This window comes from Variovorax robiniae (assembly GCF_037889955.1).
GTDB classification, from domain to species: Bacteria; Pseudomonadota; Gammaproteobacteria; order Burkholderiales; family Burkholderiaceae_C; genus Variovorax; species Variovorax robiniae.
In genome coordinates this window covers 1-25435 of sequence record NZ_JBBKZS010000028.1, presented here as the reverse complement: position 1 = coordinate 25435, position 25435 = coordinate 1, and the positions used below count along the sequence as shown (strand labels likewise).

Annotated in this window: 20 protein-coding genes and 2 pseudogenes; 9 read left to right on the top strand and 13 right to left on the bottom strand. The window is 62.9% G+C overall.

The window, feature by feature from the left end; genetic code table 11:
- Positions 1–257 precede the first annotated feature (257 nt).
- Positions 258–1937, top strand: coding sequence for a mechanosensitive ion channel family protein (locus WKW79_RS32875; protein WP_340339441.1), 1680 nt, complete (start codon positions 258–260; stop codon positions 1935–1937).
- Positions 1938–2540: 603 nt separating this feature from the next.
- Here the strand turns inward: WKW79_RS32875 and WKW79_RS32870 are convergent.
- The 9 genes and pseudogenes from WKW79_RS32870 to WKW79_RS32830 form a co-directional block, all read right to left on the bottom strand.
- A complete protein-coding gene (locus tag WKW79_RS32870; protein WP_340339440.1) occupies positions 2541–3557 on the bottom strand; it encodes a YeiH family protein in 1017 nt (338 codons plus the stop codon).
- Positions 3558–3561: 4 nt separating this feature from the next.
- Positions 3562–5190 (bottom strand): 3-(methylthio)propionyl-CoA ligase, encoded by a 1629-nt coding sequence (locus tag WKW79_RS32865; RefSeq protein WP_340339439.1) that lies wholly within the window; start codon positions 5188–5190, stop codon positions 3562–3564.
- Positions 5191–5213: 23 nt separating this feature from the next.
- Complete coding sequence (locus WKW79_RS32860; protein ID WP_340339438.1) at positions 5214–6209, bottom strand: Bug family tripartite tricarboxylate transporter substrate binding protein; 996 nt, start codon at positions 6207–6209, stop codon at positions 5214–5216.
- A 35-nt stretch (positions 6210–6244) separates the two neighbouring features.
- Positions 6245–6625, bottom strand: a complete 381-nt coding sequence (locus tag WKW79_RS32855; RefSeq protein ID WP_340339437.1) for a Rieske (2Fe-2S) protein — start codon at positions 6623–6625, stop codon at positions 6245–6247.
- 488 nt (positions 6626–7113) lie between these two features.
- On the bottom strand, positions 7114–8340 hold the full coding sequence (locus tag WKW79_RS32850; RefSeq protein ID WP_340339436.1) for a porin: 1227 nt from the start codon (positions 8338–8340) through the stop codon (positions 7114–7116).
- A gap of 119 nt (positions 8341–8459) precedes the next feature.
- Positions 8460–8600: pseudogene (locus WKW79_RS32845) on the bottom strand (electron transfer flavoprotein subunit alpha/FixB family protein); the annotation flags it as partial.
- Between the two features lie 183 nt (positions 8601–8783).
- A complete protein-coding gene (locus tag WKW79_RS32840) occupies positions 8784–10097 on the bottom strand; it encodes an MFS transporter (protein WP_340339435.1) in 1314 nt (437 codons plus the stop codon).
- Positions 10098–10219: 122 nt separating this feature from the next.
- Positions 10220–11275 carry a beta-keto acid cleavage family enzyme gene (locus tag WKW79_RS32835; RefSeq protein WP_340339434.1) on the bottom strand — a complete coding sequence of 352 codons (1056 nt, stop codon included), beginning with the start codon at positions 11273–11275 and terminating at the stop codon, positions 10220–10222.
- Positions 11276–11322: 47 nt separating this feature from the next.
- Positions 11323–11703 carry a carboxymuconolactone decarboxylase family protein gene (locus WKW79_RS32830; RefSeq protein WP_340339433.1) on the bottom strand — a complete coding sequence of 127 codons (381 nt, stop codon included), beginning with the start codon at positions 11701–11703 and terminating at the stop codon, positions 11323–11325.
- Positions 11704–11848: 145 nt separating this feature from the next.
- Here WKW79_RS32830 and WKW79_RS32825 point away from each other — a divergent pair, with 145 nt between their 5' ends.
- A complete protein-coding gene (locus WKW79_RS32825) occupies positions 11849–12868 on the top strand; it encodes an AraC family transcriptional regulator (protein WP_340339432.1) in 1020 nt (339 codons plus the stop codon).
- Between the two features lie 257 nt (positions 12869–13125).
- Here the strand turns inward: WKW79_RS32825 and WKW79_RS32820 are convergent, their stop codons facing one another.
- Positions 13126–14169: a GlxA family transcriptional regulator gene (locus tag WKW79_RS32820; protein WP_340339431.1), complete on the bottom strand. Its 1044-nt coding sequence runs from the start codon at positions 14167–14169 to the stop codon at positions 13126–13128.
- Positions 14170–14291: 122 nt separating this feature from the next.
- On the opposite strand from WKW79_RS32820, the gene WKW79_RS32815 reads away from it, so the two are divergent.
- The gene (locus WKW79_RS32815; RefSeq protein ID WP_340339430.1) at positions 14292–14930 is read left to right on the top strand and encodes an acyl-CoA dehydrogenase family protein; all 639 of its coding nucleotides are present in this window, start codon (positions 14292–14294) and stop codon (positions 14928–14930) included.
- On the opposite strand, the pseudogene WKW79_RS32810 reads toward WKW79_RS32815, so the two are convergent.
- A pseudogene (locus tag WKW79_RS32810) lies at positions 14895–15905 on the bottom strand (Tn3 family transposase); the annotation flags it as partial. The gene WKW79_RS32815 and the pseudogene WKW79_RS32810 overlap by 36 nt on opposite strands.
- Before the next feature lie 54 nt (positions 15906–15959).
- Between WKW79_RS32810 and WKW79_RS32805 the strand changes: the two are divergent.
- From WKW79_RS32805 to WKW79_RS32795, 3 genes are read left to right on the top strand one after another with little or no spacing between them, the layout of a single operon-like run.
- Entirely contained in the window at positions 15960–16379 is a 420-nt protein-coding gene (locus WKW79_RS32805) for a hypothetical protein (protein WP_340339429.1), read from the top strand.
- Complete coding sequence (locus WKW79_RS32800; protein ID WP_340339428.1) at positions 16372–17847, top strand: ATPase domain-containing protein; 1476 nt, start codon at positions 16372–16374, stop codon at positions 17845–17847. Before WKW79_RS32805 ends, WKW79_RS32800 begins: the two co-directional genes overlap by 8 nt.
- Positions 17848–17861: 14 nt before the next feature.
- Positions 17862–19190, top strand: a complete 1329-nt coding sequence (locus tag WKW79_RS32795; protein WP_340339427.1) for a hybrid sensor histidine kinase/response regulator — start codon at positions 17862–17864, stop codon at positions 19188–19190.
- A 40-nt stretch (positions 19191–19230) separates the two neighbouring features.
- Here WKW79_RS32795 and WKW79_RS32790 read toward each other — a convergent pair whose 3' ends face one another.
- Positions 19231–20751: a sensor histidine kinase gene (locus WKW79_RS32790; RefSeq protein WP_340339426.1), complete on the bottom strand. Its 1521-nt coding sequence runs from the start codon at positions 20749–20751 to the stop codon at positions 19231–19233.
- On the bottom strand, positions 20752–21558 hold the full coding sequence (locus WKW79_RS32785; RefSeq protein ID WP_340339425.1) for an alpha/beta fold hydrolase: 807 nt from the start codon (positions 21556–21558) through the stop codon (positions 20752–20754).
- Positions 21559–22354: 796 nt separating this feature from the next.
- Here WKW79_RS32785 and WKW79_RS32780 point away from each other — a divergent pair.
- The 3 genes from WKW79_RS32780 to istA all read left to right on the top strand — a co-directional run.
- Positions 22355–23221: a class I SAM-dependent methyltransferase gene (locus WKW79_RS32780; protein WP_340339424.1), complete on the top strand. Its 867-nt coding sequence runs from the start codon at positions 22355–22357 to the stop codon at positions 23219–23221.
- A 319-nt stretch (positions 23222–23540) separates the two neighbouring features.
- Positions 23541–24506: an extracellular catalytic domain type 1 short-chain-length polyhydroxyalkanoate depolymerase gene (locus WKW79_RS32775; RefSeq protein ID WP_340339423.1), complete on the top strand. Its 966-nt coding sequence runs from the start codon at positions 23541–23543 to the stop codon at positions 24504–24506.
- A 356-nt stretch (positions 24507–24862) separates the two neighbouring features.
- Positions 24863–25435, top strand: a 573-nt coding sequence (gene istA, locus WKW79_RS32770; RefSeq protein ID WP_340339422.1) for an IS21 family transposase, incomplete at its 3' end; no start/stop codon positions are given.

Below are 25435 nucleotides of genomic sequence, written 5' to 3'. Positions count from 1 at the left end.
AGTGCAGTTCATCGTGCTCGATGTCGCGCTGGATTTCCTCAGCAGTCCTCATGTACTGCGCTTCGTGCAGTTCGACGGCTTTGTCGTGACGACCGGAATGCTGCACCAAGCCAACCGACGCGGCATGGCGTTCCTGCCGTGTCCGCAGTTCGATCCGCCGAGACCGGCCATAAGAGGAGCGCCCTGGAGATTCGCTACAACTCGCCGCCGCAGCCTTGGCCATCCTCTTGTTGCTGATCGAGTCCCGGGATCCCTAAATGATGAGCTACATCGCGTGCCGCATCGCAGTGGTGATCACGGTGGCAATGCTCGCGAACTCGACAGCGGGCGCGGTCACCTCTAACCCAGACAGCCCGGAACTGGCGCTGGAGCAAGCGGCGGTCGTCGTAGACGGAGCAACTTTGTTCCTTGTGCGCAGTCCGCTCGGGTTTCCGGCATCGGAAAGAGCCGCGGGCATCGCCAAGCGAATCGAAGCTGCTGCACGCGATCGGAGCATCGACCCTGCATTCGTCCGCACAGGAACCGTGGCGGGCATGACTGCGATCTTTGCCGGCCCCGCGCGCATCATGGCAGTGTCGGATGCAGACGCACAGGCCGCTGAAACGACGGTCGAGGCGTTTGCACGCGCTGCGGGGGATCGCGTGCGCAGCGCGATCATCGACTACCGCGTAGCTCGAACTCCCGAGCGCGTCAGGCACGCCATGTTGCTCGCGTCGACCGCGACGTTGTTGTTCCTCGTCGCAGCGGCAATTTCGGTGTGGCTCACGATCCGCTTGAGACGAGGTGTCGAGCACATACTGCACCCGCGCGTGCAAACTCTCGGCTTTCAATCCTTTGCGATCGTGCGCGCCGAGCAGATCCGCGCTGTTCTTTCCGGAATCCTCAAGTTCCTCGGATTGCTTGTGCTGCTGGCACTGACCTTCGCATGGATGGTCTACGTGCTGGACCTGTTTCCGTGGACGATCGGCGTTGGCAACGCGCTGCTCCAGCATGTCGTCACTCCACTCACGACGATCGGCAGGGATTTTCTTGCGGCCATTCCGAACCTGATCTTTCTTACCATCCTCTATTTCATCTTTCGATCTGCGCTGCGAATCGTCCGTCTGTTCTTCGACGCGGTGGAGCAAGGCAAGGTAAAGCTTCAGCACTTCGAACCGGAGTGGGCAATGCCCACTTACAAGATCGTCAGGCTCGCCATGATTGCGTTTGCGCTCGTCATCGCTTATCCCTATGTTCCCGGATCGAGTTCCGCTGCATTCAAGGGGGTTTCTCTTTTTCTCGGCGTCGTCTTTTCACTGGGCTCATCAGGTGCAATTTCGAACATCATTGCGGGATACATGATGACGTACCGCCGTGCATTTCGCGTCGGCGATCGCGTGAAGATCGGCGAAGTCACGGGAGACATTACCGCCATGCGGTTGCAGGTTTCGCATCTGCGCACAACTAAGCACGAGGAGGTAGTGATCCCGAATTCGCAAATCATCAACAGCTCCGTGATCAACTACACCACCTTGGCGCGCAAGGATGGCCTGCTCCTGCACACCTCGATACAGATTGGCTACAACACGCCTTGGCGTCAGGTGGAAGCGATGCTGCTGGAAGCGGCATCCCACACCAAAGGTCTTGTGGCCCCACCGGAGCCCTTTGTGCTGCAGACGAAGCTTGGGGACTGCTCCATCATTTACGAACTTAACGTCGGGTGCGACGATCCTCAGCGCATGCACGAACTTTATTCTGTGCTGCACCGAAATATCCTTGATGTCTTCAACGATTACGGTGTTTCGATCGTGACGCCCGCCTACGAGGAGGACCCCGAAACGCCCAAGGTCGTGCCAAGGGAGAAGTGGTTTTCGCCACCTGCCATGGCAGACCACGAAGATCAGGCCACTTCGCCTCAGCCTGGACAACCCGTCCCTTCAAACCGAGGAGCAGCATGATGACTCATAGTCATTTGAATGCGGCAATTTCTTGTGTCGCTCTCCTGTCAAGCGTAGTCGCGTTCGCACAATCGTCCGACATTGACGCGGCGCAAGCGCGCTACGAGCGCTCGATGGCGTATTGCAACAGCGGCAATTTGCCGCGCCCGCAACGCGATGCCTGCGTGCGCGATGCCGGAATGGCGTGGGACCGGGCTCAACGCGGTCTTCCTCCCTCGGACGACGTCGCTTCGCCAGGCGGCCGCGCAATTGTCGTCGTCCCGCAAGGCGCGCCACCGCCGTTAAGTGACTCCGCAACCGTCACTTCGCCCGACGGCGACTCGACCATCGTTTTGCCTGCCGACGGCTCAAGACCCTTGTCGCAGTGACGGCGGTAGCCGTACCGTAGCGGCCAATTTTCGTCGCTGACTAGATGGGTTCCCCGACCCTCCGACGTTGCTGTCAAGCGACATCAGGAACCCTTTCGCCCGGTGCCGACAGACAAGCCAACTGAGTTCCGGCACTGAAAGGCCGAAAGGCGAATTTGTGCTGACGATGCGCTTCGTAGCCCCGACCCGCGCGCGTTTACTGAGCGTCTGGACCTCGAGTATCAGCGCGTCGGATTCAGGCCAGCCAATGCATCAAGGCAAGCACCAGCACGACGAGGAAGACCGTCTCGCCAAGCATCAGCATCACCGGCTTGAGGCCGACCGTGACCAAGTCCTTCAACTGCGTCTTCATGCCGATGCCCGCAATGGCGGCCACCAGGCACCAGCGTGAGAGATCGCTGCCCCCCTTGGCGACGACCGCCGGCATCCAGCCCGTGCTGTTGATCGCTACCAGCAGCGCGAAGCTGATGACGAAGCCCGGAAGCAGCGGCGGGCGCGGGCCACCTGTTTGACCTGCCTGGCGCCGCGACAACATGACCGCGAAGACGATCACCGGCAGCAGCATCGCCACGCGCATCAGCTTGACCAGTGTGGCCACGTCGCCCGTCTGTTGCGACATGCTGTAGCCGGCGCCGACCACCTGGGCGACGTCGTGGATGGTTGCGCCGAGGAACACTCCGGCGGCGCGCGCGTCCAGCCCCATGGCCTGCGCGATCATCGGGTAGACGATCATCGCCAGCGTCGACAACGCGGACACGCCAACCACAGTGAACAGCGTTGCGCGCTCTTTCAGCGGGTGGTTCGGCAGCGCAGCGGCCAGCGCCATCGCCGCGGAAGCGCCGCAGATCGCGGTGGCCCCGCCGCTTAGAAGGCCGAACAGGGTCTGGAACCCCAGGAACCGCGCCGAAAGCATCGACACCACGATCGTCAGCACCACTGACGCAACAACGAGCGCCACCGGTTGCCAGCCGAGTTCGGCGACCTGGCCCACGGTGATCCGCAACCCGAGCAGCGCGACGCCGATGCGCAGCAGCGTCCGACCCGCGAATTCGATGCCCGGCTTGCATGTGCCGCCCTCTCCGGAGAGGAAGTTCATTGCAATGCCCAGCAGCAGCGCGAACAGCATGACCGGCGCACCATAGTGCCTCGAGAGGAAGGTGGAGGCCGCAGCGACGACGCCACATGCGAGCAGGCCAGGAATCAGCAAGCGAGCGCGCCCGGGAACCGCGCCGATCGTGAGTGTGGTGGTCATGGCGTCAGGCGGTCGGCAGGCGGTGGTCCTTGAACTGCTCGCGCAGGCGATGCTTGAGCATCTTGCCGGTCGCGCCGAGCGGTATCGTGTCACTGAAAACCACATCGTCGGGCGTCCACCATTTGGCGATCTTGCCGTCATAGAAGGCCAGCAGTTCCTCGCGCGTGACCTCGAAGTCGGACTTCTTCACCACCACCAACAGCGGACGCTCGTCCCACTTCGGATGGAATGCAGCAATGCAGGCGGCCATGCTCACTGCAGGATGTGCCATCGCGATGTTCTCCAGGTCGATCGAGCCGATCCACTCGCCGCCGGACTTGATGACGTCCTTGGCGCGGTCGGTGATCTGCATGAAGCCATCGGCGTCGATGACGGCGACGTCACCGGTCGGGAACCAGCCGTCCACCAGCGGGTCGCCGCCGGCGCCCTTGAAGTAGCTCGCGACGATCCAGGGACCGCGCACCATCAACTCGCCCGAGGTCTTGCCGTCCCAGGGCAGTTCGTTGCCGTCGCCATCGACGATCTTGAGGTCGACGCCGAACACGGCGCGCCCTTGTTTGGACTGGGTCGCGAGGTGCTCTTCGCTGCCCAGGGCCAGTTGCGCCGGCTTGAGCGTGCAGACAGTGCCCAGCGGGCTCACCTCGGTCATGCCCCAGGCGTGCAGCACCTGCACGTCATGGCGTTCCTGGAAGGCACGCATCATGGCCGGCGGGCAAGCCGAGCCGCCGATCACGGTGCGGCGCATGGTGCTGAAGCTCAGGTCGTTGGACTCGACGTGCGCGAGCAGTCCCTGCCAGACCGTGGGCACGCCAGCCGACATCGTCACGCCCTCGGACTCGAACAGTTCGTACAGGCTCTTGCCGTCCAGGAACGGACCCGGGTAGACGAGCTTGGCGCCGACCGCGCAACCGACATAGGGCAGGCCCCAGGCATTGACGTGGAACATCGGCACCACGGGCAGGATGGAATCGCGCGCCGAGCAGTTGAGCGCGTCGGGGAGCGCCGCGGCATAGGTGTGCAGCACCGTCGAGCGATGGCTGTACAGCACGCCCTTCGGGTCGCCGGTGGTGCCCGAGGTGTAGCACAGCGACGACGCGCTGTTCTCGTCGAAGCGCGGCCACTCGAAACGATCGCTCACATCAGTCAGCAGTTCCTCGTAGCACAGCAGGTTGGGCACTTTGGAGGACGCCGGCATGTGGGCACGGTCGGTCATGACGACGAAGGCCTTGATGGTCTTCACACGTGACGCGATCGCTTCGACGATCGGCAGGAAGCTCAGGTCGAAGAACAGAATCTCGTCTTCGGCATGGTCGGCGATCCACACTACCTGGTCGGGGTGCAGGCGCGGATTAAGTGTGTGCAGTACGGCGCCGGCGCCCGAGACGCCGTAGTACAGCTCCATGTGGCGGTAGCCATTCCACGCCAACGTGGCGACGCGGTCACCGAACTTGACGCCGCGTTGTGCCAGCGCGTTGGCCACGCGGCGCGCCCGGGCGGCGAGCTCCCGGTAGGTGGTGCGATGGATGTCGCCTTCGACGCGGCGCGAGACGATTTCCTGTTCGCCGTGATGGCGTTCGGCATGCGTCAGCAGAGTGGAGATCAGCAGCGGTTGCTGCATCATCTGTCCGTTCATGATGTGTATTCCTTGATGGGTGTTCATTCAGGCTGAAAGCCGATGGCCTTCAGGTTGGCAGCGTGCCTGTCGGATGCCGCGAGCAGCGACTTCGACAGCTCCTCGGGCGTGAGCGGCAGGCCGATGTCCTGGCCCTGTTCCCTGAAACGCTCGATCACCTTCGGTTGCTGGAGCACCTTCAGCGTGGCCTCGCGAACCTTGGCTTGCACGTCGGCCGGCACGTCAGGCGTGGTCCACAGGCCGATCCATGCGAGGTCACCGATCTTCGGGTAGCCAAGTTCGGCGAAGGTCGGCACGTCGGGCAGTGCAGCCAGCCGCTTTGGTGCGCCGACCGCGAACGCCTTCAGCTTGCCCGCCTTGATCAGCGGAACCGAAGTCGCCGGACCATCGAACATCAACGCCACATGGCCGCCCATCACGTCCTGCAGCGCGGGCGGCGAGCCCTTGTAGCCGACATGGGTCATGTCCAGACCGGCGAGCTTGTTTAACTCCTGTCCCATGGTGTGCGACATCGAGCCCGTGCTGTACGAGGCATAGTTCACCTTGCCCGGATGAGCCTTCACATAGGCGATGACTTCCTGCAGGTTCGATGCCGGCAGCGACGGCGTGCCGACGAGCAGCAGGCCGGTTTGGGTGAGCTGGGCCAAAGGCTTGACGTCCTTGAACATGTCGATGCGGGATTTCGCGACGACATGCGGTATCTCGCTGACCAGTCCGTTGACGCCGACCATGAAGGTGTAGCCGTCGTGCGGCGATTGCAGCAGGTCCTGGGTGCCGATGGCGCCCATGCCACCCGCCTTGTTGTCGACGATCACCGGCTGCCCGAGCAGCGGCGTCAGCCCTTCGGCCAATGTGCGCGCGACGGTGTCGGCAGTGCCGCCGGCTGGCGCGCCGACGACCAGGCGGATTGGCTTGCTGGGCCAGCCTTGCGCCAGCGCGGTGGGTGCCATGGCCAGCAGGGACGCGGCGGCAAGGGTGCCGAGCATGGCGCGGCGCAAAGGGTTCGTGAGTAGTTGCATGTTGAGTCTCCGGAATAAATGAATAGCGGTGCGTGTCATCGGATGGAGTCCGGTGTTCGGTGGTCGCTGAGGTCGACTTGGATGCGACCATCAAGAACGCGCACGGGGTAAATACGCACAGCGAGCCCGCCGCCTGCGCCATGGATATGGCCAGTTGCGAGATCGAAGCGCAGGCCATGTGCGGGGCATCGGATCGAGGTGCCTTGGAGCGCGCCCCCGGCGAGCGACGCGCCAGCGTGCGGGCAACTGTCCGCAATCGCATGCACGATGTGCTCGATGCAGAAGAGCGCAATCTCGTGTCCGTCGCTGCGCGCAAAGCCGCGTCCGTGCTCGGTCAGTTCGTGCGCTCCAAGCAGGTCGGTCCACGCTCGAGAGATGCACCCCGGCGTGGAAGTGGCTGTGTTCTGCTGGTCCATTTCTTCGTGTCTCCTGGAGATCGTTGCTGCACATGACCATTACGTTGGCAGCTGATTCGGAAGTCCTATTTTTCCGGTCAAGGACCGGAGCTGATTGACCGGATGTGACTTTGGTTTAACCTGTTGTGACAAACGGATTCATCAACTTCTGAGGGGGCAACAATCGGCTGAACTGCTCGACGTGCGCCGGCTGGGCAAGCTTCGAGAGTTCGTCCGAGGTTCTTCGCAAAGAAAGAAACCCACCGGGTTGCGCCCGGTGGGTGAAGGTGAGCGCACTTGCGGGACGCCCACGGAGATAACTGAAAGGTCCGGCAATTTGACGGATGGTTTTCCCTCAAAGGGGGTCAGGAGAAAGTACTTACCCTGCGCGCCCGCATCGCGCACATGCCGGCCCTGCAGCTCAATGCCGACCTTTGCCTATGGGAAAAGACATGCAGCCAAACGGCCTGACATTGCTTTCAACTGTGCGTGGGAGCGGGACGCGTTGGCTAGAAGGCGTGGCGAACGCCGATGTCGTAGCCCCGCGAGGTCTTGCCCGACAACGCCACGCCGTTCAGGGCCGTGGCCATGGCAGGGCCACCGACGGTCAGATCCAGCCCGTTCTCATCCCTCAGGTAGGCGTAGGTGGCGTACAGAGCAGTCCGCTTGGACAGGTTGTGCACGTATCCGACAGCGAACTTCTGCGCGCCAGGCGCGGGGGGCTGCGCCAGCAGCGGGCTACGCACGTGGGTGTCGAGCTTGAGCTTCGCATAGGACACGCGGATGAGGCCCGGGCCGATCGGCACCGTCGCGCCAAGCAGGTAGCCGTCGGCCGTGGGCTCGGGCAGGAGGTTCACCGTGACCGTGTCGCGCGCGAGCTTGGAGCGGCTGTATTCGCCGAACAATTTGACCGGGCCGAAGTCGTAAGAGGCGCCGATGTTGGCCGTCTGCAGGTAGGTGGTAGACCCGAGGAAGTAGTTGTCGCCCACGGTGCTCGAGCCGTAGGCCACGGCAATGTCCAGCGCGTTGTTTGAATAGCCGACGCGCCCGCCCACATAGCCGCCCGTACGGCTGCTGTTGAGGGGAGCGACCGGGGTGGTCGTGCCCGGGTCGTACTTGACTTGCTCATGGAACGCGTATTGCACCTGGCCGTAAAAGCCGCCGAGGTTCGGCGGCAGGACGTAGCCGATCGAGTTGGCCGCGCGAACGTAGTTCGGGTTGGCCTGGAAGCCCGCCGACGCGCTGCCGGGAGTGACCAGGCCGTTGGCCGTCGCGATGAGGTTGGTGCCCACGCCGTTGGTGCCAAACGGATCGAACACCGCGTCATTCCAGAAGGTGGGCGTGTAATCGCGGCCCAGGCGGATTTCACCGAAGCCCCCCGACAGACTCACGGTCGAGCGACGGATGAAGCTCGAGATGCCCACAGCGCCGTCATCATTGGTGATGGGTGCTTCGAGCCAAAAGCTGGCGGCCAGGCCGCCGCCGAGGTCCTCCGTGCCGCGAAATCCCAGTCGGCTGGAGTTGTAGCCCGAATTCGACAGCACCGTACGGCTGGTCGTGACGCTGCCGCGATTGATGTAGGCCGGGTTGAGCAGGGTTGCGACGTTGCGATCCTCCGCCTTGTTGGAATATCCGCTGACTGCGGCGTCCACCACGCCGAACAGCGTGACGGAAGATTGCGCCGAGGCAGCGCCGGTGAGGGCCAGGGCAGCCAGGGTAACGAGTGACTTTTTCATGGGACGTTTCATGGGTGTTGAAAATCGACAGGGGACGCCCGCCATGCGTGATCCACGGCCAGGGTCGGAAGAGGTAGGGGCCCCGTACGCGGGGTTCGGTTGTGGTTCGGGACGCTGAATTAGCCCAAGGAGGTCACCAATTCGGGCACCGCTTGATAGAGATCGGGCACGAGGCCGTAGTCGGCCACCGAGAAGATCGGGGCTTCTTCATCCTTGTTGATCGCGACGATCGCCTTGGAATCCTTCATTCCGGCCAAGTGCGACGCGCTTGACTCCTACGAGAACTTTCATTGGTTGATTTCCATCTTTAAAAGTAGCAAGTGGGCAGTGCGTGCTCGGTTGTCAAGCCGGGAGCGGATCCTCGTCCGGCGGTTAGGTAGACCATGAACAGCAACCTTGACCGGTTGCACATGGCCCACCCTGAAGACCGCGCCGAGTTCCGTTCAGGCGCGTTGAGCACCGCCGATGAAATGGCGCGTGGAGTCCCTTTGGTAGGTGCTAGAAGCCAGCACAAAGAAGACAGCCGCTGCGAGCGCAAGGACCGGGGTCAGCGTCAGTGCAAACTTCAGCCCAAAGCTGTCCGAGAGCACGCCAACGATGATCGGGCCCGGCGCGAGGCCGAGCAGGTTGTTGGCCAAGGTCATCGTCGCCGTGACCGTCGCACGCACTCCAGGATGGGTGACATCGCAGGCGAGGGCGACGGAGCAGCCGCCCTGCGCGGCCGCGAACAAGGCGCCCAGGAAAATCAGACCCAGTCCCAGTGGACCGGTCGGGAGCGCGAACGCGGCGATGAGGAACACGGCCGTGAGCACTGAATAGAGCGCAGGCACAAGGGCCCGACGCCGCGGGTGACCGGCGCTCAACCGATCCGCCAGGCCGCCGCCAAAGATCATGCCGAGGCCTGACACCAGCACTGCCACGCCAGTCATCAGGGCGGCCTTCTTCATGTCCATCCCATGGAAGCGAACGAAGTAGGTCGGCAACCATGCGATCAGCATCGCGGGCATCGCCATCTGCAGGCCGCTTGCGAGGTAGGCGAAATTGCTCGAGCGAGCGGCGAAGACTTCGCGCGCGATCCGTGCAAAGCGCAGTCGCTCGGGCGCCGTGCTGCCCTCGCCCTCGGGCGTTAGGGCCACAGTCTTGTAGTCACGCACGACGAACGGATAGATCAGGGCCAGCAGCAGGCCCGGAGCGCCCACGACAAAGAAAGCCGTGCGCCAGCCCGACTGGGCCGCGACGGCGCCCCCGAGGACCACGCCGAGTACCGAACCGAACAGGCCTGCCGACAAGAAGGCACCCATCACCGCGGCACGCTGCCTGGCGGGAAACACATGTGCCAGCAGTGCGGCACCCGCTGCCCCGTAAGCCGCCTCGCCAAGACCCACAAAGGCCCGCGCCCATAGCAACTGCCCATAGCTTTGCGCGAGGCCGCAGGCAACGGTTGCCAAGCACCAGACGAAGGCCATCACCGTGATGCTCTTGACACGTCCGCAGCGGTCAGCGATCAACGAGATTGGCACCGTCAACACCCCCACCACAAGCGCGACCACGCTCACCAGCATTCCGAGTTGCGAGTCCAGCAGTCCCCATTCGAGCTTCAGAAATGGAATCACGGCGCCGATGACCTGGCGCGACAAGTAGTCAGACAGCATCAGCCCGAAGGTGAGTGCGAACACTGCCCATGCATAGAGGCGGGATATGCGAGCCGGATTGCGGGAAAGTCTGTGGGTCGCGGCGGCCGACAGGGAGGGGTTCATGGTCTTTGTCTCTTGGTTTTTGTGGTCGTGCGACAGCTTGCTGTGCGCGGGCGCGTCTTGGCTTCCGTGCGGCGATCGGTTCTGCTCGCCCCCCGCTGGCAGACAGCGGCGGGAGCGCGGCCTCAGGCGGCCACGCGCATCGGTACGCCGCGTTGACCTTGGGCCCGGTTCGGTGCGAACCCGATCCGCGCCAGCGTCTCCTCGGTGCTGCGGTAGGTCTCGCCGATCTTGTAGATACGGTGCGCCTCGTCGCCGCTGGCGACATCGCGGTTCAGTTCGCGTGCGATGTGCACCATCATCTCGATCTGCTGGACCGAGGTCATGCGCTCGCCGGTCGGCCCGAACAGCGTGTCCTCGATGCCCACGCGCACATGCATGCCCATCGCGATGGCCATCGTGTTCATCGGATAGATGTGGCGGTTCAGGGTCTCGAGCGTGAGCACCGCCCCGTCGGGCGTGCGGCGCACGAACTCCATCATGTCCGCCGGGTTCAGACCGGCGAAGCCGCCACCAATCGCCACGTAATTCAGGATCAGCGGGCCCATGTACACGCCGCGCCGAATCAGTCGCTCCACCGTCTCGAGCTGGGACACGTTGCCGAGCATGAAGTGCGGCTGGATTCCGCTGGCCGTGAGGCGCTTCAGGTGCTCGACATGCCACGAAGGATTCGATGGCACGATCATGTCGGTGTAGGCTGCCTGCAAGGCCGGATTGGTGAGCGATGTGCCAGCGACATCGGCTTCGGTCATCAGCTCCATCACGTTCATCTGGTTGGTGTTGATGGCGATCGTCACCTGGTCCGGACGTGGGTTCAGGTCCGCCAGCATGTGGCGCGTGTCGTCCGTCATCCACTTGGCAGCCTGGCCGTCATCCTCGGGGGCGAAGGAGATGGAGCCGCCCACTTGCAGGATCATCTTGGGCACCGCTTCGCGCAGACGCGCCAGCATCTCGTTGAACTTGGACAGGTGCTTGCTGCCCTTGCCGTCTTCTTCACGCACGTGCACGTGCAGCACGGTGGCGCCGGCATTCCAGCAATCGACCGCTTTCTGGACCTGGTCGTCCATCGACACCGCGATGTCGTCGGAGTCGCTGGCGTCCCACTGGGGGCCGTAAGGGGCGACCTGGATGACCAGGGGTTGCTGGTTTTCAGGGAGGAGGGAGTCGTCGAAGAATTGCATGATGATTTGTCCTTGGAGTTCGGGAAGTGGAGCGGGTAGGGGATGGCTCAGCGCGCGGAAGCCGAGGCCATTTCGTCGAGCAGGATGGGGGCACCGATGCTCATGGTATGGATGCCGAGCACGCTCACGCACTGCAGCACGGCCGTGATCTCTTCCTTCGTGGCGCCGAGTTCCAGCGCCTTGCGGATGTGGCGGCGCACGCCAGGCCCATACATGTGGGTGCACGAGGCATCCACGGCGATGGCGAGGAATTCGACTGTCTTCGCATCAAGCACGCCCGAAAGCATCGGCGCCATGGCCATCGACATGAATTTCTCGGTCCACGCGGGGTCGAGTTCGGCGAAAGGTTCCCAGTTGGGGTTCCAGTTGCCGGTGCTGCGCAAGCGGTCGCAGACCGGTGTGGAGGTAGGTACGTTGAGTTGGTCCATCGAGTCGTGTCTCCTTGAGGTTGTCGCTGCCCCGTGCCTCACGTGGCAGTGGATTCAGAAGATTGAATTGTTCCGGGCAAGGGGAGATGCCGATTGACCTGTTGTGACTTCCTTTTAACCTGCTGTGACACCCCGCGGTATCCCTATGTCTAACCTCGTTCGCAGTGCCAGCCTGACCAACTATCCCGAGGTCGCGCGTGCGGTCGGACTCGATCCCTTGGTCCTGCTGGCCGGGGTGGGACTGAGTCCGGCGTGCCTGCACGATCCCGAGATGCGCATACCGAGCTATGCGGTGCGAGACCTGCTGGAGGCGTCGGCCAAGGCCAGCGGCGTGGACAATTTCGGTCTGCGGATGGCCGAAACGCGGCACCTTTCAAACTTGGGCGCGGTGGCGCTGATGGCGCGCGAGGAGCCCACGGTGCGACGCGTCGTGCGAGCGATGATGCGATACAGCCACGTGCTCAACGAGTCGTTGTTCGTGGAATTGGAAGAGGCCAATGGCATCGCCGTGATGCGGGAAGAATTCCTCGTGGGCCAGGGCGGCTCATCGCGTCAGGCGACGGAACTGCTCGTAGGGGTGACATTCCGGAGTCTGAAATTCTTCCTCGGCCCGGCATGGAACCCGTTGCAAGTCTGCTTCTCGCATGCACCGCCGCGCGATCCGAGCCTGCACTTTCAGCTCTTCGGCTATGGCGTCTATTTCGGACAGCATTTCAATGGGATCGCCTGCACGACAAGCGACTTGGATGCGCCGAACCCGATGGCTGACCCGGTGATGGCGCGCTACGCACGCCAGGTTTTGGAAGCGTCCGCCGCTTCGACGCGCATGAGCGCGGCCGACAGCGTGCGCAACATACTGCTGGTGCTGCTGCCCTCGGGACAGTGCTCGATCGAGCAAGTGGCGCAACAATTGGGTGTGGACCGGCAGACAGTGCACCGGCGACTCGTGCGCGAGGGCACCGGTTTCCGCGAGGTTGTGAATACGATCCGTCGCGAACTGGCCGCGCACTACCTCGACGACGGCACGCGACCGCTGGCCCAGGTTGCTGAATTGCTCGGGTTCTCTGCGCTGAGCGCTTTCTCGCGGTGGTACAGGCAACAGTTCGGCGAGGTTGCCGGATTGCGCCGTCGCATGATCGTCGGGGCAGGACGACCCGATTGCTGAGCGTCGGCTTTGTGCTCCGCCAACGCGTCTTCCTTTTTTGACCAGCGCAATTGCGACGCGACATCGAGCAGCACATGTGCACATGTTGTTGTACATGACTTGTTGGATGACGGTTGCAACTTTGGAGTACCGACTTGGGAGGCGATCGCTCTTGGGCTGCGCGTGCACGCTAACCTGAGCGCCTCGCTACAGCGAGGAGGCAACTTCGCCGCGAAGCAGGCATCCGCGATCTGCATCTACTTGGCAAGACCCGCAGTTCATGTATCCGGCCCACCCCGAGTTCCGCGCTGTGCCGAGTGCTGGATCGAGGCCTCGATCTCCGGCAACTGGAATCGGCTGCGATACGCGCCAGGGCTAAGACCCATGCGCTCTCGGAACAGGCGCGAGAATGAACTGGCATCGCTATAGCCCACCTGCACCGCAATCTGGTCGATACCGAGATCGCTGGCTTCCAGCAGAGCACGGGCGGAGTCGATGCGCAGATGCTGCAGGTAGGTCAGCGGCGACTGATCGAGGACGACGTTGAACCGTCGAACCAGCGTTCTTTCGCTTACCGCCAGTTCGCCCGCGAGCCTGGCAATGCGGATCGGCCGGGCCATGTTCGTGTGCAACCAGTGCTGGGCACGATGAACCACCGCGTCGGTGTGCGTGATGTCCGCAAGCAAGGGCAGATAGGGTGTCTGGCTCGTCTGGCTTACATCGATGAGCATGCTCTTGGCGCATTGCGACGCGATCGCCGGTCCGCAGAATCGTTCGACCACGCGAATGGCTTGAAGCAGATAGGACGCCGAGGCGCCGGCGCACAGCAGCCGATCGACTTCCGTGAGCACGGGCCGCAGTTGTAGATCGACCTGCGGAAAGCGCGTGCGGAACTGCCGTTCCAGCCACCAGGTCGTGGTGGCAATGCGCCCGTCCAAAAGGCGTGTCTGTGCCAGGATGAAGGTGCCCGTGCAGTTGGCTGCCAGCCAGGCGCCGCGACGCCACTGCGATGCGAGCCACGCGCTTGCAGCCTGCTGAGAATGGAGCAGCTGGTCGAACTTCTTGTGGCCGGCGTAGTGCAGGCTGGGTATGAAAACGAGGTCGAAATGCTCGCGCGCGCCGATCCTGTGTGTCTGCAGTTGCAGGCCGTTGCTGGCCGCGACGGGCTCGCCCGTGAGCGACACGAAGCGCCATTCGAAAAGTGCCGCTGACGCACCGTGCTGTCTGCGCAAATGCGAATTCGCCACTTGCAGGATGTCGGCGAATCCGCCCAGGCTTGAGGCATAGCAGCCGTCAATGGCAAGGATTGCGGCGCGCGGCATGGGCTGTCTGATCTCGCATTGAAAACGTCACTTTTGCCAATGTACCCCACCTGCCTCAAAACCTAGACTTGGTCTCACATTCAACGGGCGAGCAACGCCCACCCGCCACAGGAACGCGAGACATGAACGCCAGAGACGACACCATTGCATCGAGCCAACAGGCGCCTGAGCGCCATCAGCCGAAGCTCTATCACGACCTTCTCACGCCCGCAGAAACGCTCGCGATCCGCCAGGAGGTCCGCCGCTTCTCCGACGAACACGTTGCGCCGGTAGCGTGGGAGATCGGGCACCGAGAAGAGTCGGTCGAGAACTTCCCGCGCGAACTCTTTCGCAAGATGGCCGATGCGGGGCTGTTCCGCATTCCCTTCGCGGCCGAGGTGGGCGGACGCGGCTTGAAGTACCCGGCCTGCGCGACTGCCGCGCTCATCGAAGAACTGGCCTATCACTCGAATTCCGTCGCAGCAGTCGTCGACGTGCATTGCATCCTGGCAGGCCACGCGCTGGAGCATGCGTCACCCCAGTTGCAGGCGCGCTACCTCACACCGCTGCTGGCCGGCGAGAAGATCGGCAGCTTCGCCACCAGGGGTCTACTCGTTTTCGGTGCAATAACTGACGGTTGCGAACCCCAGCAACCATGCGGGGTAGCGATAGCTATGTCGTTGATTTTGTTGAACTTCCTGTTCGCTCTTGAGTTTGTGTTTTGCGGCGTCGTTGCGAGGTCGATCTCAGCGCACGGCGCTCGTTATCGCTGCAGTTTGTGACGGTAGGAGCTGATCGACGTAGCGCTCGATCGGGAAGCGGAAGACGCCGCGCAGATTGATGCCCTCCAGCCGCGTCGGCGCGATGCGCCCTATGAGTTCTGGCGGGATGACCTGGCGCCGGTTGGCCCAGCGATCGAGCACCGCCTGCATCTGCGTGGTGTTCCATGCCATCACGATGTTGGCCAGCAAGCTCAATGCGTCGGCCACCGCCTGCATCTCGTCGACTCGCTTGGCCTGCGCCGGGCTGATCCGCCCGGTATAGATGGCGCGCTTGAGGGCGTTGACCGCCTCGCCGCGATTGAGCACCCGGCGCAGTTCGCGCCGGAAGGCCTCGTTGACGAAGTAGTCCGCGAGGAATGCCGTGCGCAGCAAACGGCCGAGCTGAACACCGGCCTCATAAATCGGATCTCCCCGGGCCGCCGAACCAAACCGCGCCAGTGCCGCCACCGCACTGGCGTGGCCGGACATGACAGAGGCGGTGAGATGAACGAGGGCATCCCAATGCGCCTCGATCTTTGACAGGTCGACCTTGGCCTCGCACACCGAGGCGATCTCGGCCGGGATCGCCATGCCATGCGGCACGTACAGGTGTCGCTGCTTCAGGTCCTTCAGCCGCGGGCAAAGGTCGAAGCCGAGCAAACGAGCCAGGGCCATGGCGAAGTCGGTATGCCCGTGCGTGTCCACCGCAAGTTGGGACGTCTCGATGCGCTCCTGGCGCACGACGCCCTCAATCGCCACGCCGGCTTGTCGCTCGTTGAGCACGAACGGCTGCGCATTGAAGATGCCCCAGCGATCGCGCACATGAGAGTAGATGCCAATCGAGGGCGTGTTGCGCCTGGGATCCAATCGCGCCTGCCAGACCCGCTTGGTTGTCTCCATGCTCATCATGTCCGAGGAGGCCAGGTCCGAACGACCCCAGGTGGCGGCGATGGCGTGGCCCTGCATGAACTCCAGCACTGCCTGGCAGGCCTGCGTTCATCGCCGAGCAGGCGCATGCTCAGACCATCAGCCGCTTGACGCCGCAGGGAAATGCGACAGCAAATCATCGCGAAAGCACTCGCTGAACTCGCTGGCGACGGGGCCAATCCGGCCGCCGTTGCAGATGCGACGGTGGGCGCACTGCGCTTGCTCCACACAGAACTCGGTTCCCTCATTGGGTCTCAGGCGACCGGCGCACTGTACGCACGAAGCTTGCATTTGACGCGCTCTTCGTTTCAGTGGCTCAACCAACCGGCCCCCGACCCACCGGAAGCCGGACTTTCGACCTTGCGCAGTGACCTTTCCTTGCGCGATCCGACCGAGGCGCGGGAAGCAGGAGAGGCGATCTTGCTCGCCTTCGCCGATCTTCTGGTATCACTGATCGGCGAACCATTGACACACCGCTTGTTGCAATCGGCTTGGGGCAGAGCGGCTGACGACGAACCTTCCGGGAGAACGCGCGATGAATGAGAAAGTTGAGATCCGACGGCTGCCGACGGGCGTGCCCGGACTCGATGCAGTGCTGGGCGGCGGCCTTGCGGAGTTTTCTTTCAACCTCATCGCCGGTGCGCCAGGTTCGGGCAAGACGACACTGGCCCATCAGATCATGTTCTCGCTGGCACGGCCGGACAAGCGTGCCCTGTTTTTCACCGTGCTCGGCGAGCCTCCCCTGAAGATGCTGCGTTACCAGCAGCAATACACCTTCTTCGACGCCGCCAAGGTCAACGAGTCGATCCGCTTCGTCAATCTGGCAGACGACGTCATGACGGGCGATTTCGAGCGTGTTCTGGCTCGTATCACCGATGAGGTCGAACGCTTCGAGCCTGCGCTGGTCATGGTCGATTCGTTCCGCTCCGTTGTGCAGGCGTCCAAAGCCCCAGGCAACGGGAGCATGGATCTGCAGGAGTTCATCCAGCGGCTTGGCATGCACCTGACAACTTGGCAAGCCACGACCTTCCTGATCGGCGAGTACATGGCGCCCGAGAACGAATCGAATCCGATCTTCACTGTCGCCGATGGCATTCTCTGGCTGGCACAAAGTGTCGATCGCAATTCGATGGTGCGCAAGATCCAGGTCGCGAAGATGCGCGGGCATGCCACCATTCCCGGTCTGCACACCTTTCGAATCAACGAGGACGGTCTGCACATCTTTCCTCGCACGATCGCACGCGCGCCCGAGGCCGCGGCTGGCGATACCCGCGTCGAGCCAGCGGTGTCGCCGCGACTGTCCATGGGGATACCCCTGCTGGATGAACTCATGTGCGGCGGATTGCCGGCTGGCTATTCGCTGCTGGTCGCGGGGCCTTCGGGCTCGGGCAAATCACAACTGGCCAGTGCCTTCCTTGCCGCAGGCGCGAAGGCGGGACAGAAAGGCGTGATCGCCGCCTTCGAGAAAAGCCCGAGCCGGTCGCGCACGATCTTGCTCGAACAGTTGATCGCCAGCGAGGATGTTGCCGTCGTCGATACGCGCGCCCTGGATCTCTCCATCGACGAGACCTTGTACGCGCTGACGCAGGTCATCGAGCGCACCGGCGCGACGCGCGTGGTCATCGATTCGCTTTCGGGATTCGAGCTTGCGCTGGCGCCGACATTTCGCGAGGACTTTCGCGAGTCGCTGCATCGCATGGTCGCGGTGCTGACGGGCATGGGCGCAACGGTGATGATGATCTCGGAGCTCGAAGACCGCTACACAGACCTGCGATTCAGCCCCTACGGCGCCGCGTTCCTCACCGATGCGATCATCGTGCAACGCTATGTAGAACTCCAAGGCGAAATCAAGCGCGTGATGGCGGTGGTCAAGCTCAGGAACAGCGCCCACAGCCACGAACTTCGGCTGTTCGAGATCAACGATGCGGGCATCGCCATCGCTGATCACAAGCCCGGCATGGACGCGTTGCTCACGGGCCATCCGAGGCCAAGCGCGACGATGCCACCTTGAAAGGCAGGTCCACCATGAGCGATTCTGCGGGCCCAAGTGACGGACACGTCGTCCAGCGCGAGAAGGCGGTCGCAGAGCGCGAGGACGCGGCGCGCATGCGCGAAGAGGCGGTTTTCCTTCGCGAACAGGCGCAGTCGCAATCGGAGGGGCACACCGCCGATGTGCAAGAGGCCAACGAACATCTGGTCATGGCCACCCTGCAGGCCGAAGAGCACAAGGAAGCGGCCTTGCAGGCCAAGCGTCATCAGGATGAATTCCTGGCCATGCTGGCCCACGAGTTGCGCAATCCTCTGGCACCGATTCGCAGTGCGGTCGCATTGCTGGAGCGCCTGGACGCCCTGCACCCGACGCTTCCCGTCATCCGCGAGGTACTGGGACGGCAAGTCGATCACATGGCGCGCCTGCTCGACGACCTTCTTGATGCGTCCCGGGTCACCAGTGGCAAGGTGACGCTGCAGCGGCGCCCCATCAAGATCAGCGAGTTCGTCGACCAGGCCGTGGAGATCAGCCGCGGACACATCGAGGCGCAGCGCCATCAACTCAACTTGGACATGCCCGTCTCGCAACTCTACGTCGAGGGCGATCCAACGCGGCTGGCGCAGATCATCGGCAATCTGTTGCACAACGCGGCCAAGTACACGCCCGAAGGCGGCGTCATCTCTGTCAGCGCGCGGGCGGTGGCGGACAAGGTCGTGATCCGGGTGATCGACAACGGCAGCGGGATTTCAGCGGAAGCGCTGCCCATGATCTTTGACTTGTTCCGCCAGGAAGATCGCTCCCTGAGTCGCAGCCAGGGCGGACTGGGCATCGGTCTCACCGTGGTGCGCAGCATGGTCGAACTCCACGGTGGCAAGGTCGAGGCCAGGAGCGCAGGGCTTGGCGAAGGCAGTGAGTTCATCGTCACGCTCCCCCGCATCGACCGCCCCGTCAGCGCCCCGGTCGCATCGCGCCCCTCGGCAACTGTCGTGCCGACGCGCATCCTCGTCGTCGATGACAACGCGGACGCGGGGCTTCTTCTCGCCATGCTGTTGCGCATGGAGGGCCACGAAGTCGAAATTGCCCTTGACGGTCCATCGGCGCTGGAGATGTTTGAACAGCAGCGACCGCAGGTCGTGTTGTGCGACATCGGCCTTCCCGGGGTCAGCGGATACGAAGTCGCTTCGAGGATTCGCGAAAGAAACGACACGCCAGCGCCGGTACTGATTGCCCTCACGGGCTACGACGGTCCCGCCGATCGGGCGCATGCGATCGCGGCTGGCTTCAACCATCACGTGGCGAAGCCGGTGGATTTTGATCGCCTGTTGCTACTGATCGACTCGATCCAAAGCGAAGCTCGCTCTTAACAGCTCGCGATCCTGTTGTCTCGCAGATGCGGCATCGCCGCTAGTTTTGCTTCCTCGGAAACGCAAAAATGAAGGTCGTTCCGTCCGCGCGCGATGAACGGAGCCTGACATCTCCGCCGTGCGCCAGCGCGATGGCGCGAACGATGAACAAGCCCAGTCCAACGCTGCGTGTAGCGCTCTCTCCGGGATCTCCTCGCACCATGGGCTCGAACAGCGAGGCCTGCAAGGCTTGCGGGATGGGCTCACCCTGATTGTGAACGGACAGGCTGGCCGTGTCCCCACGAATGGCCGAGGTCACGGTAACAGCGCCTGCCGGGTCACCATAGGCCATCGCGTTGCCCACGAGGTTGCCCACCAGCTGGGCTACCCGATCCGCGTCGGCGATGCACTGCGCGTCGCCCTCCGCACGGTGGACAAGCTGCCGTCCGGGAAAAGCCAGAGCAAGCTCCTCGACGATGCCGGCAACCAAAACATGCAGGTCCAGAGGCGCCGGTGCGACCGTGAGACCACGTCCCACCCGGGCGAGCGTGAAATCCAGCAGTTCCCCGATGAGGCGCTGGGCCCGCTGTGCGGAGCGTGTGACGTGGCCGAGGACTCGAACCTTCTGGGGTGCGTCCTCGTCGTGCGAGAGCACCTTGGCGCCCATGAGAATCGCCGACAGCGGGTTGCGCAGGTCGTGGCTCACGATGCCCACCATCTGCTCAGCAAAAAGGGCCCGGTCCTCTGCACGTGCTCGCTCGCGCGTGGATTCGGTGATGTCACTCAGCACACCCACGAAGTACGCCAGCGCGCCATCCTCGCTGAAAAAAACTTGGCCCGAAGACACCACCGTTCGCTGGACGCCGTCGACACCATTGAGCCGGTAGGTGCAGTTGTAGGCCTCCTCGCTGCGGCCGAGGGCGCGTTCCATGGCGTGACGTTCGTTCTCCCTGTCTGCAAGGTCGATTGCTTCAGCGTAGCGTGATTCGTCCACCGGGCATGCGGTCGCGTAGCCGAGCAGCCGCGCCACGTCGCCTTCGTAGCGTCGGGCGCCCGTTGCCGCATCGATGTCCCAGAGAAACAGGTTCCCGAGTCGCAGGGCTTGGCGCAACCGGGCCTGCGTGACCTGCAGGGCCGCCTGGGTTTCGCGCTCCTTGATCACCAACTCGTCGGCGCGTTTGCGGGCGACGAGAAGTTCCCGCTCGTACTTATTGCGCTCTTCGGCAACCACCATCGAGATCTCGTCATAGCTGCCGGCGTCCGTGGTGCGCCGGATGGCGTTGAGCATCATCGGGATCGTATGGCCGTCCCTGTGCCGCACGTCAAGCTTCACTTCGGACAGGGAGCCTTGCATCTGCAGCGTGGGCAGCCAGTGCGTCTGGTGAAAGATGCGCCCACCCATCGTGAAGAGTTCCTGCAGCCGCTTCCTGCCGACCAGGTCATCGCGCTCGATCCCCAGCCACGTACAGAAGGTCTTGTTCACCTTCAGGATGTTGCCCGTGATGCTCGTGACGAGCAGCGCGGTCGGGAACTCGTCGAAGAGTTGCTCGGCGCTGGGCAGGTCAGGTACGTCTTCGACCATTCACCGGTGGCCAAGCGTCGCGAGGAACTCGTCCATTGCGCTGGCACTGGCACAAGGCGCGCTCAGATGCGGACAATGACCCACGTTCTCGACGACGCGAAGCATGCAGTTGGGAAGCGTTCGCTGGAGGTATTCGCCCACCGCCAGCGGCGCGATCAGGTCGTCGCTCGACTGGACGACGAGTGTTGGTGCACTCAGCTTGGGCAAGTCGGCCCGGTTGTCCGACAGGAAGGTGACGCGTGCAAACTGCTTCGCGATCTCTGGATCCGTCCGGCAGAAACTGTTGGTGAGCTCGACGCCAAGCTCGGGCTGCTCCGGCGCACCCATGATCGCGGGCGCCATGTTGCTGGCCCAACCCAGGTAGTTGGACTCGAGCGTGTCCAGCAGCGAGTCGATGTCCTCCCGTGTGAAGCCGCCGACGTAGTCCCCGTCGTTGATGTAGCAGGGCGATGGACCGACCATCACGTGACCTGCGAAACGCTGCGGGGCCCGGATGCCGGCGAGCAAACCGATCATGGCGCTCACGGAGTGCCCGACGAAGATGACAGGACCCTTGGCAAACGCATCGACGATTTCCAGCAAGTCGTCCGCATAGCCGGACAGCTGGTTGTACTTGGCTGGGTCGTAAGCATTCAGGTCCGACTGACCCGCACCGACCAGGTCGAAAGTGACTGTCCTGAATCGCGACGAATACTGGGGCGCCAGAAACCGCCACATGTGCTGGTCGCATCCGAATCCGTGCGAGAACACCATGGTGGCTGGCCCATCTCCGAGGACCTTGACGTTGTTTCGCGTTTCGACAGACATGCGCGCCCTTGACAGATGCCGCGCGGACGCTGACTCCACCCGACTATGAAAAAGCCATTATCGCGGTTTGTGGGAACGTCCCAGCTTTGGCCGGGAAGCATTGTTTCCCTCATTCTCACCGGCATCGGCGCCCTGCTTGTCGTCGAGGCTGCGTACGGGGCCGGATGGTCGCGTCGCATCACTGTTGATCTCCGCAAACTTGAAGGTGCGGAGCGGCCCGGCTGATCGGCTGTTTTGATGGCGGCCCTGATCGTGCCGCACGAGCTGCGCGTGACCAAGGTTGCACAACACTGCTGAACGCTGACGATATTGCCCAGGCGAGCTCGGCCTCCCCACTCCCTCATTCCGCCTGCGGGGCGCGATATTCAGCTCCAGGCCCCAGGCGACGGCGCGAAGTCCTACCTGTCGTCGTTGGTACTAACCCTACTATTTCCCTAAAGCGAGTTCGAATCGCTAAATCACTTTAGGAAGTCCATGAGCACACGCACCCAGGTCGATTCAAGGTCAAGCGATACCGGTCCTGAATCCTTTCAAGAGAATCGGGAACTCGCGCAGCATCAGCAACCGAACACGCGCGAGTTACACGACGCCACGGCCGCATGCGACTGGGATCAGTGGCGCCCGATCAGAGACGTCTGAAATAACGCCGCCTGTTGACGCGACAACGTTCAGTGCTGCGCCATCGGCGCGGCATGGAGGTGCGTTTTCATGGGCACTCGGCCGTGCAAAGCGCGCTTCGCGGCGAAGACCTCTCCTGTGCTTCGTCCAAAGGGGCATCACGCAACCAGCATTGCTTATGAGCACTATCGACCCTTTGCCATCTTTGAGAAACGTCTCGGACACCGCCTTGTGGGTGGCGATGTACCGCGCTATGGAGTCGGAGCGGCCCGATGCGCTCTTCGACGACCCCTTGGCACGGAGGATGGCTGGGGCGCGGGGTGAAGCGATTGTTCGCATGATGCCCGGCGCCGCGGAAATCGCTCATCCGATGACAGTGCGCACAGTCGTGATAGACGAACTCGTCCTGGACTGCATCGAGCAAGGCGCATGCACGGTGATCAATCTGGGGGCGGGATTGGATACCCGTGCGTTTCGACTGGGTCTGCCTGCCGACCTGCACTGGATCGACGTTGATCTCCCCGACATGGTGGTGCACCGACGCAAGTGCCTGGGCGACGAAACGTCAAGTTGCAAGCATTCCCACGTGGTTGCAGATGTCTGCGACGTGCAGGAGGTTGAAACGGTGCTCTCGATCGCCAGATCGAGTCCGGGCCCTGTGGTCGTGCTCACCGAGGGATTGCTGCTCTACCTCACGGAGCACCAGGTTGCCCGCCTTGCAGCACAGTTGTTTGACGAACCGCAGGTGGCCTGGTGGATCGGCGACGTGATCAGCCCTGTCGTGCGCGCAACCTCCGCCTCGCTCTGGAAATCTCAACTGACGCCTGACGCAGCGTTTAAGTTCGCGCCTGACGATCGCCCGGGATTCTTCGCACGACTAGGTTGGCGCGAGCGCGAGTTTCGATCGACCTGGGACGAATCCATCCGGCTCAAACGGCCCCATTCATGGGCCGCTTGGTGGACGGCATTCGGCGGACCGCACTTTCAATTGGCGCACGAAAGCTTGCGGCAGTCTTCTGGCGTCTGTCTGTTCGAAGCACGTTGAGCGACACGTGCTTTCTCCGGTTGAGAGCACAAGCGGCAAAGGGGAGCCTTTCAACGTGCGAAGTCAGGACAACGCAGTCTCGATGTCCGCAGCCGCAAGGTGGTCGTCACGCGAACACAGGCACCATCGAAACGGCGCCGGCCTCGGCCGCCTTGCGCGCGGCGTCGGTGTATCACGCCACGCGCCTCGACCTCAGTCGACTTGCCCGGTCGCGCCAACCCGGCCTGTCCGCCTACGCGTCCTCGTGGCGCTAGCGCAGCAGCGGCGATCCCTCACTCGCCGATAACGGGTGATGCTCAGTCTTTCACCCGCAGTCGAAATGTTCCTCAACTCAATGTTCTGGGTACCTGCGCCGTCGACACAAGCCCCTACTTCCCTCAACGCGCCATCTGGCACCCCGCCTCCCGCCGGCGCCGCCGACATCGAAGCCAGTTCGCAAGCGCACGGCGAGCACACGGTGTTCATTCCTTCTCGGCCGGCGAGGAAGGAGCGTCCCATGGTGGTGATGTTGCACGGCGCCGCACAGGACCCGGACGATTTTGCGGCTGGGACCACGATGAATGATGCGGCCGAGCGCCATGGCTTCGTGGTTCTCTATCCCGGTCAATCGAAACTTGCCAGTGCGTACCGGTGCTGGAACTGGTTCGAGGCGGCACACCAGGACCGAGGTCATGGCGAGCCGGCGCGCATTGCGGCGCTGACCCAACACGTGGCCCGCGCGCATGGCGTCGACCGCGAGCGCATCTATGTGGCGGGGCTGTCGGCCGGTGGCGCAATGGCCAGCTTGCTGGGCGAACTCTTTCCCGAGATCTATGCGGCGGTCGGAGTGCACTCCGGCCTGGCGGCGTTCGCTGGCAAAGACATGTCGTCTGGTTTGGCCGCGATGCGAGGAGGGGTGCGTCCACCCTCGGTGCCCAGCGAGATGCCGACTATCGTTTTTCATGGAGACAGGGACACGGTCGTCAGTCCCGTCAATGGCATGCAAGTCATCGAAGCCGCGTTCGGCATCGATCGCCGTTTCAGTCTCGAAGAGCATGTCGGCGCAGACGGTCGCCGCGTCACTCGACGAAAGTACTTTCGTAGATCATCGAAGGCAGTCTGCGGCGAGCATTGGACATTGCATGGAGCGTCTCACGCATGGTCCGGTGGAAGTGCAGCGGGCACTTTTGCAGATCCTCAAGGCCCCGATGCGAGCGAGGAGATGCTTCGTTTTTTCAAGACGCATCGGCTCGTCGACACCAGGGACACGGCGATCAGTCTTCAACCGTCTTGCGGCCACTCCTGAGCCAAGTTCTTTACGCACATGCCTTCCGTACTTCAGCTGGCTGACCGCAATCTCGCTTCATGCGGTGCTGTGCCAGCACGTTGACCTATCGCAGAACGAGGCTTCTGTCTGCCGCAGTCTTCATCGTCAAGGAACGCGCGCTGGCGAAAAAAAGTTGCGTGTAAGCGCCGGCGAAGCCAAAACGGCAACGGCCAGCTTCTCGGTACCGGCAAGCGCTTTCCGTATCGACGACGTTGGGCTGGTCTGTTGGCGCCGACCGAAAACTGACCATCTAGACCGGAGTCTGCCGATCCAAAATTGACCAGGGTGCTCAACTGCCCTGCTGATTATTTCAGCAAGGCGAACAGGTGATCACCATGGACATGATTGGCAAGGTCAAGCGGATGCACTTCCGCGACCATCTCTCGTTCAGCGACATTGCGAGGCGCACGGGCCTGTCGCGCAACACCGTGAAGAAATGGGTCAAGGCGCCTGCCGAAGTCGAGCCGCGCTACCGGCGCGAGGCGGCGGCCGGCAAGTTGAATGCGTTCCATGAGGCGCTGGTGCAGATGCTGCGAGCTGACGCCCGGCGAGCAAAGCATGAACGGCGCACGGCACGGGCGTTGCACGCGGAGATCAAGGTGCAGGGCTACGAGGGTGGCTATAGCCGGTTGACCGACTTCATTCGGGCGTGGCGTCAGGGTGAAGGCCAAGGGGCGGCGACCAAGGCGTTCGTGCCGCTGGCCTTCGAACTCGGTGAGGCGTTCCAGTTCGATTGGAGCGAAGAAGGCCTGGTGATCGGCGGCGTCTACCGCCGCATGCAGGTCTCGCACCTGAAGCTGTGCTCAAGCCGCGCGTTCTGGCTGGTGGCTTATCCGAGCCAGGGCCACGAAATGCTGTTCGACGCGCACACCCGCTCGTTTGCGGCGCTGGGCGGCGTCGCGCGCCGA

Coding starts and splice junctions, on each gene's coding strand:
- WKW79_RS32835 (WP_340339434.1), bottom strand. CDS start 11,275: ATGCAATTCTTCGACGACTCCCTCCTCCCTGAAAACCAGCAACCCCTG.
- WKW79_RS32800 (WP_340339428.1), top strand. CDS start 16,372: ATGAATGAGAAAGTTGAGATCCGACGGCTGCCGACGGGCGTGCCCGGA.
- WKW79_RS32795 (WP_340339427.1), top strand. CDS start 17,862: ATGAGCGATTCTGCGGGCCCAAGTGACGGACACGTCGTCCAGCGCGAG.
- WKW79_RS32815 (WP_340339430.1), top strand. CDS start 14,292: ATGAACGCCAGAGACGACACCATTGCATCGAGCCAACAGGCGCCTGAG.
- WKW79_RS32820 (WP_340339431.1), bottom strand. CDS start 14,169: ATGCCGCGCGCCGCAATCCTTGCCATTGACGGCTGCTATGCCTCAAGC.
- WKW79_RS32775 (WP_340339423.1), top strand. CDS start 23,541: ATGTTCCTCAACTCAATGTTCTGGGTACCTGCGCCGTCGACACAAGCC.
- WKW79_RS32860 (WP_340339438.1), bottom strand. CDS start 6,209: ATGCAACTACTCACGAACCCTTTGCGCCGCGCCATGCTCGGCACCCTT.
- WKW79_RS32865 (WP_340339439.1), bottom strand. CDS start 5,190: ATGAACGGACAGATGATGCAGCAACCGCTGCTGATCTCCACTCTGCTG.
- WKW79_RS32830 (WP_340339433.1), bottom strand. CDS start 11,703: ATGGACCAACTCAACGTACCTACCTCCACACCGGTCTGCGACCGCTTG.
- WKW79_RS32785 (WP_340339425.1), bottom strand. CDS start 21,558: ATGTCTGTCGAAACGCGAAACAACGTCAAGGTCCTCGGAGATGGGCCA.
- WKW79_RS32850 (WP_340339436.1), bottom strand. CDS start 8,340: ATGAAAAAGTCACTCGTTACCCTGGCTGCCCTGGCCCTCACCGGCGCT.
- WKW79_RS32805 (WP_340339429.1), top strand. CDS start 15,960: ATGCGACAGCAAATCATCGCGAAAGCACTCGCTGAACTCGCTGGCGAC.
- WKW79_RS32875 (WP_340339441.1), top strand. CDS start 258: ATGATGAGCTACATCGCGTGCCGCATCGCAGTGGTGATCACGGTGGCA.
- WKW79_RS32855 (WP_340339437.1), bottom strand. CDS start 6,625: ATGGACCAGCAGAACACAGCCACTTCCACGCCGGGGTGCATCTCTCGA.
- WKW79_RS32790 (WP_340339426.1), bottom strand. CDS start 20,751: ATGGTCGAAGACGTACCTGACCTGCCCAGCGCCGAGCAACTCTTCGAC.
- WKW79_RS32825 (WP_340339432.1), top strand. CDS start 11,849: ATGTCTAACCTCGTTCGCAGTGCCAGCCTGACCAACTATCCCGAGGTC.
- WKW79_RS32840 (WP_340339435.1), bottom strand. CDS start 10,097: ATGAACCCCTCCCTGTCGGCCGCCGCGACCCACAGACTTTCCCGCAAT.
- WKW79_RS32870 (WP_340339440.1), bottom strand. CDS start 3,557: ATGACCACCACACTCACGATCGGCGCGGTTCCCGGGCGCGCTCGCTTG.
- WKW79_RS32780 (WP_340339424.1), top strand. CDS start 22,355: ATGAGCACTATCGACCCTTTGCCATCTTTGAGAAACGTCTCGGACACC.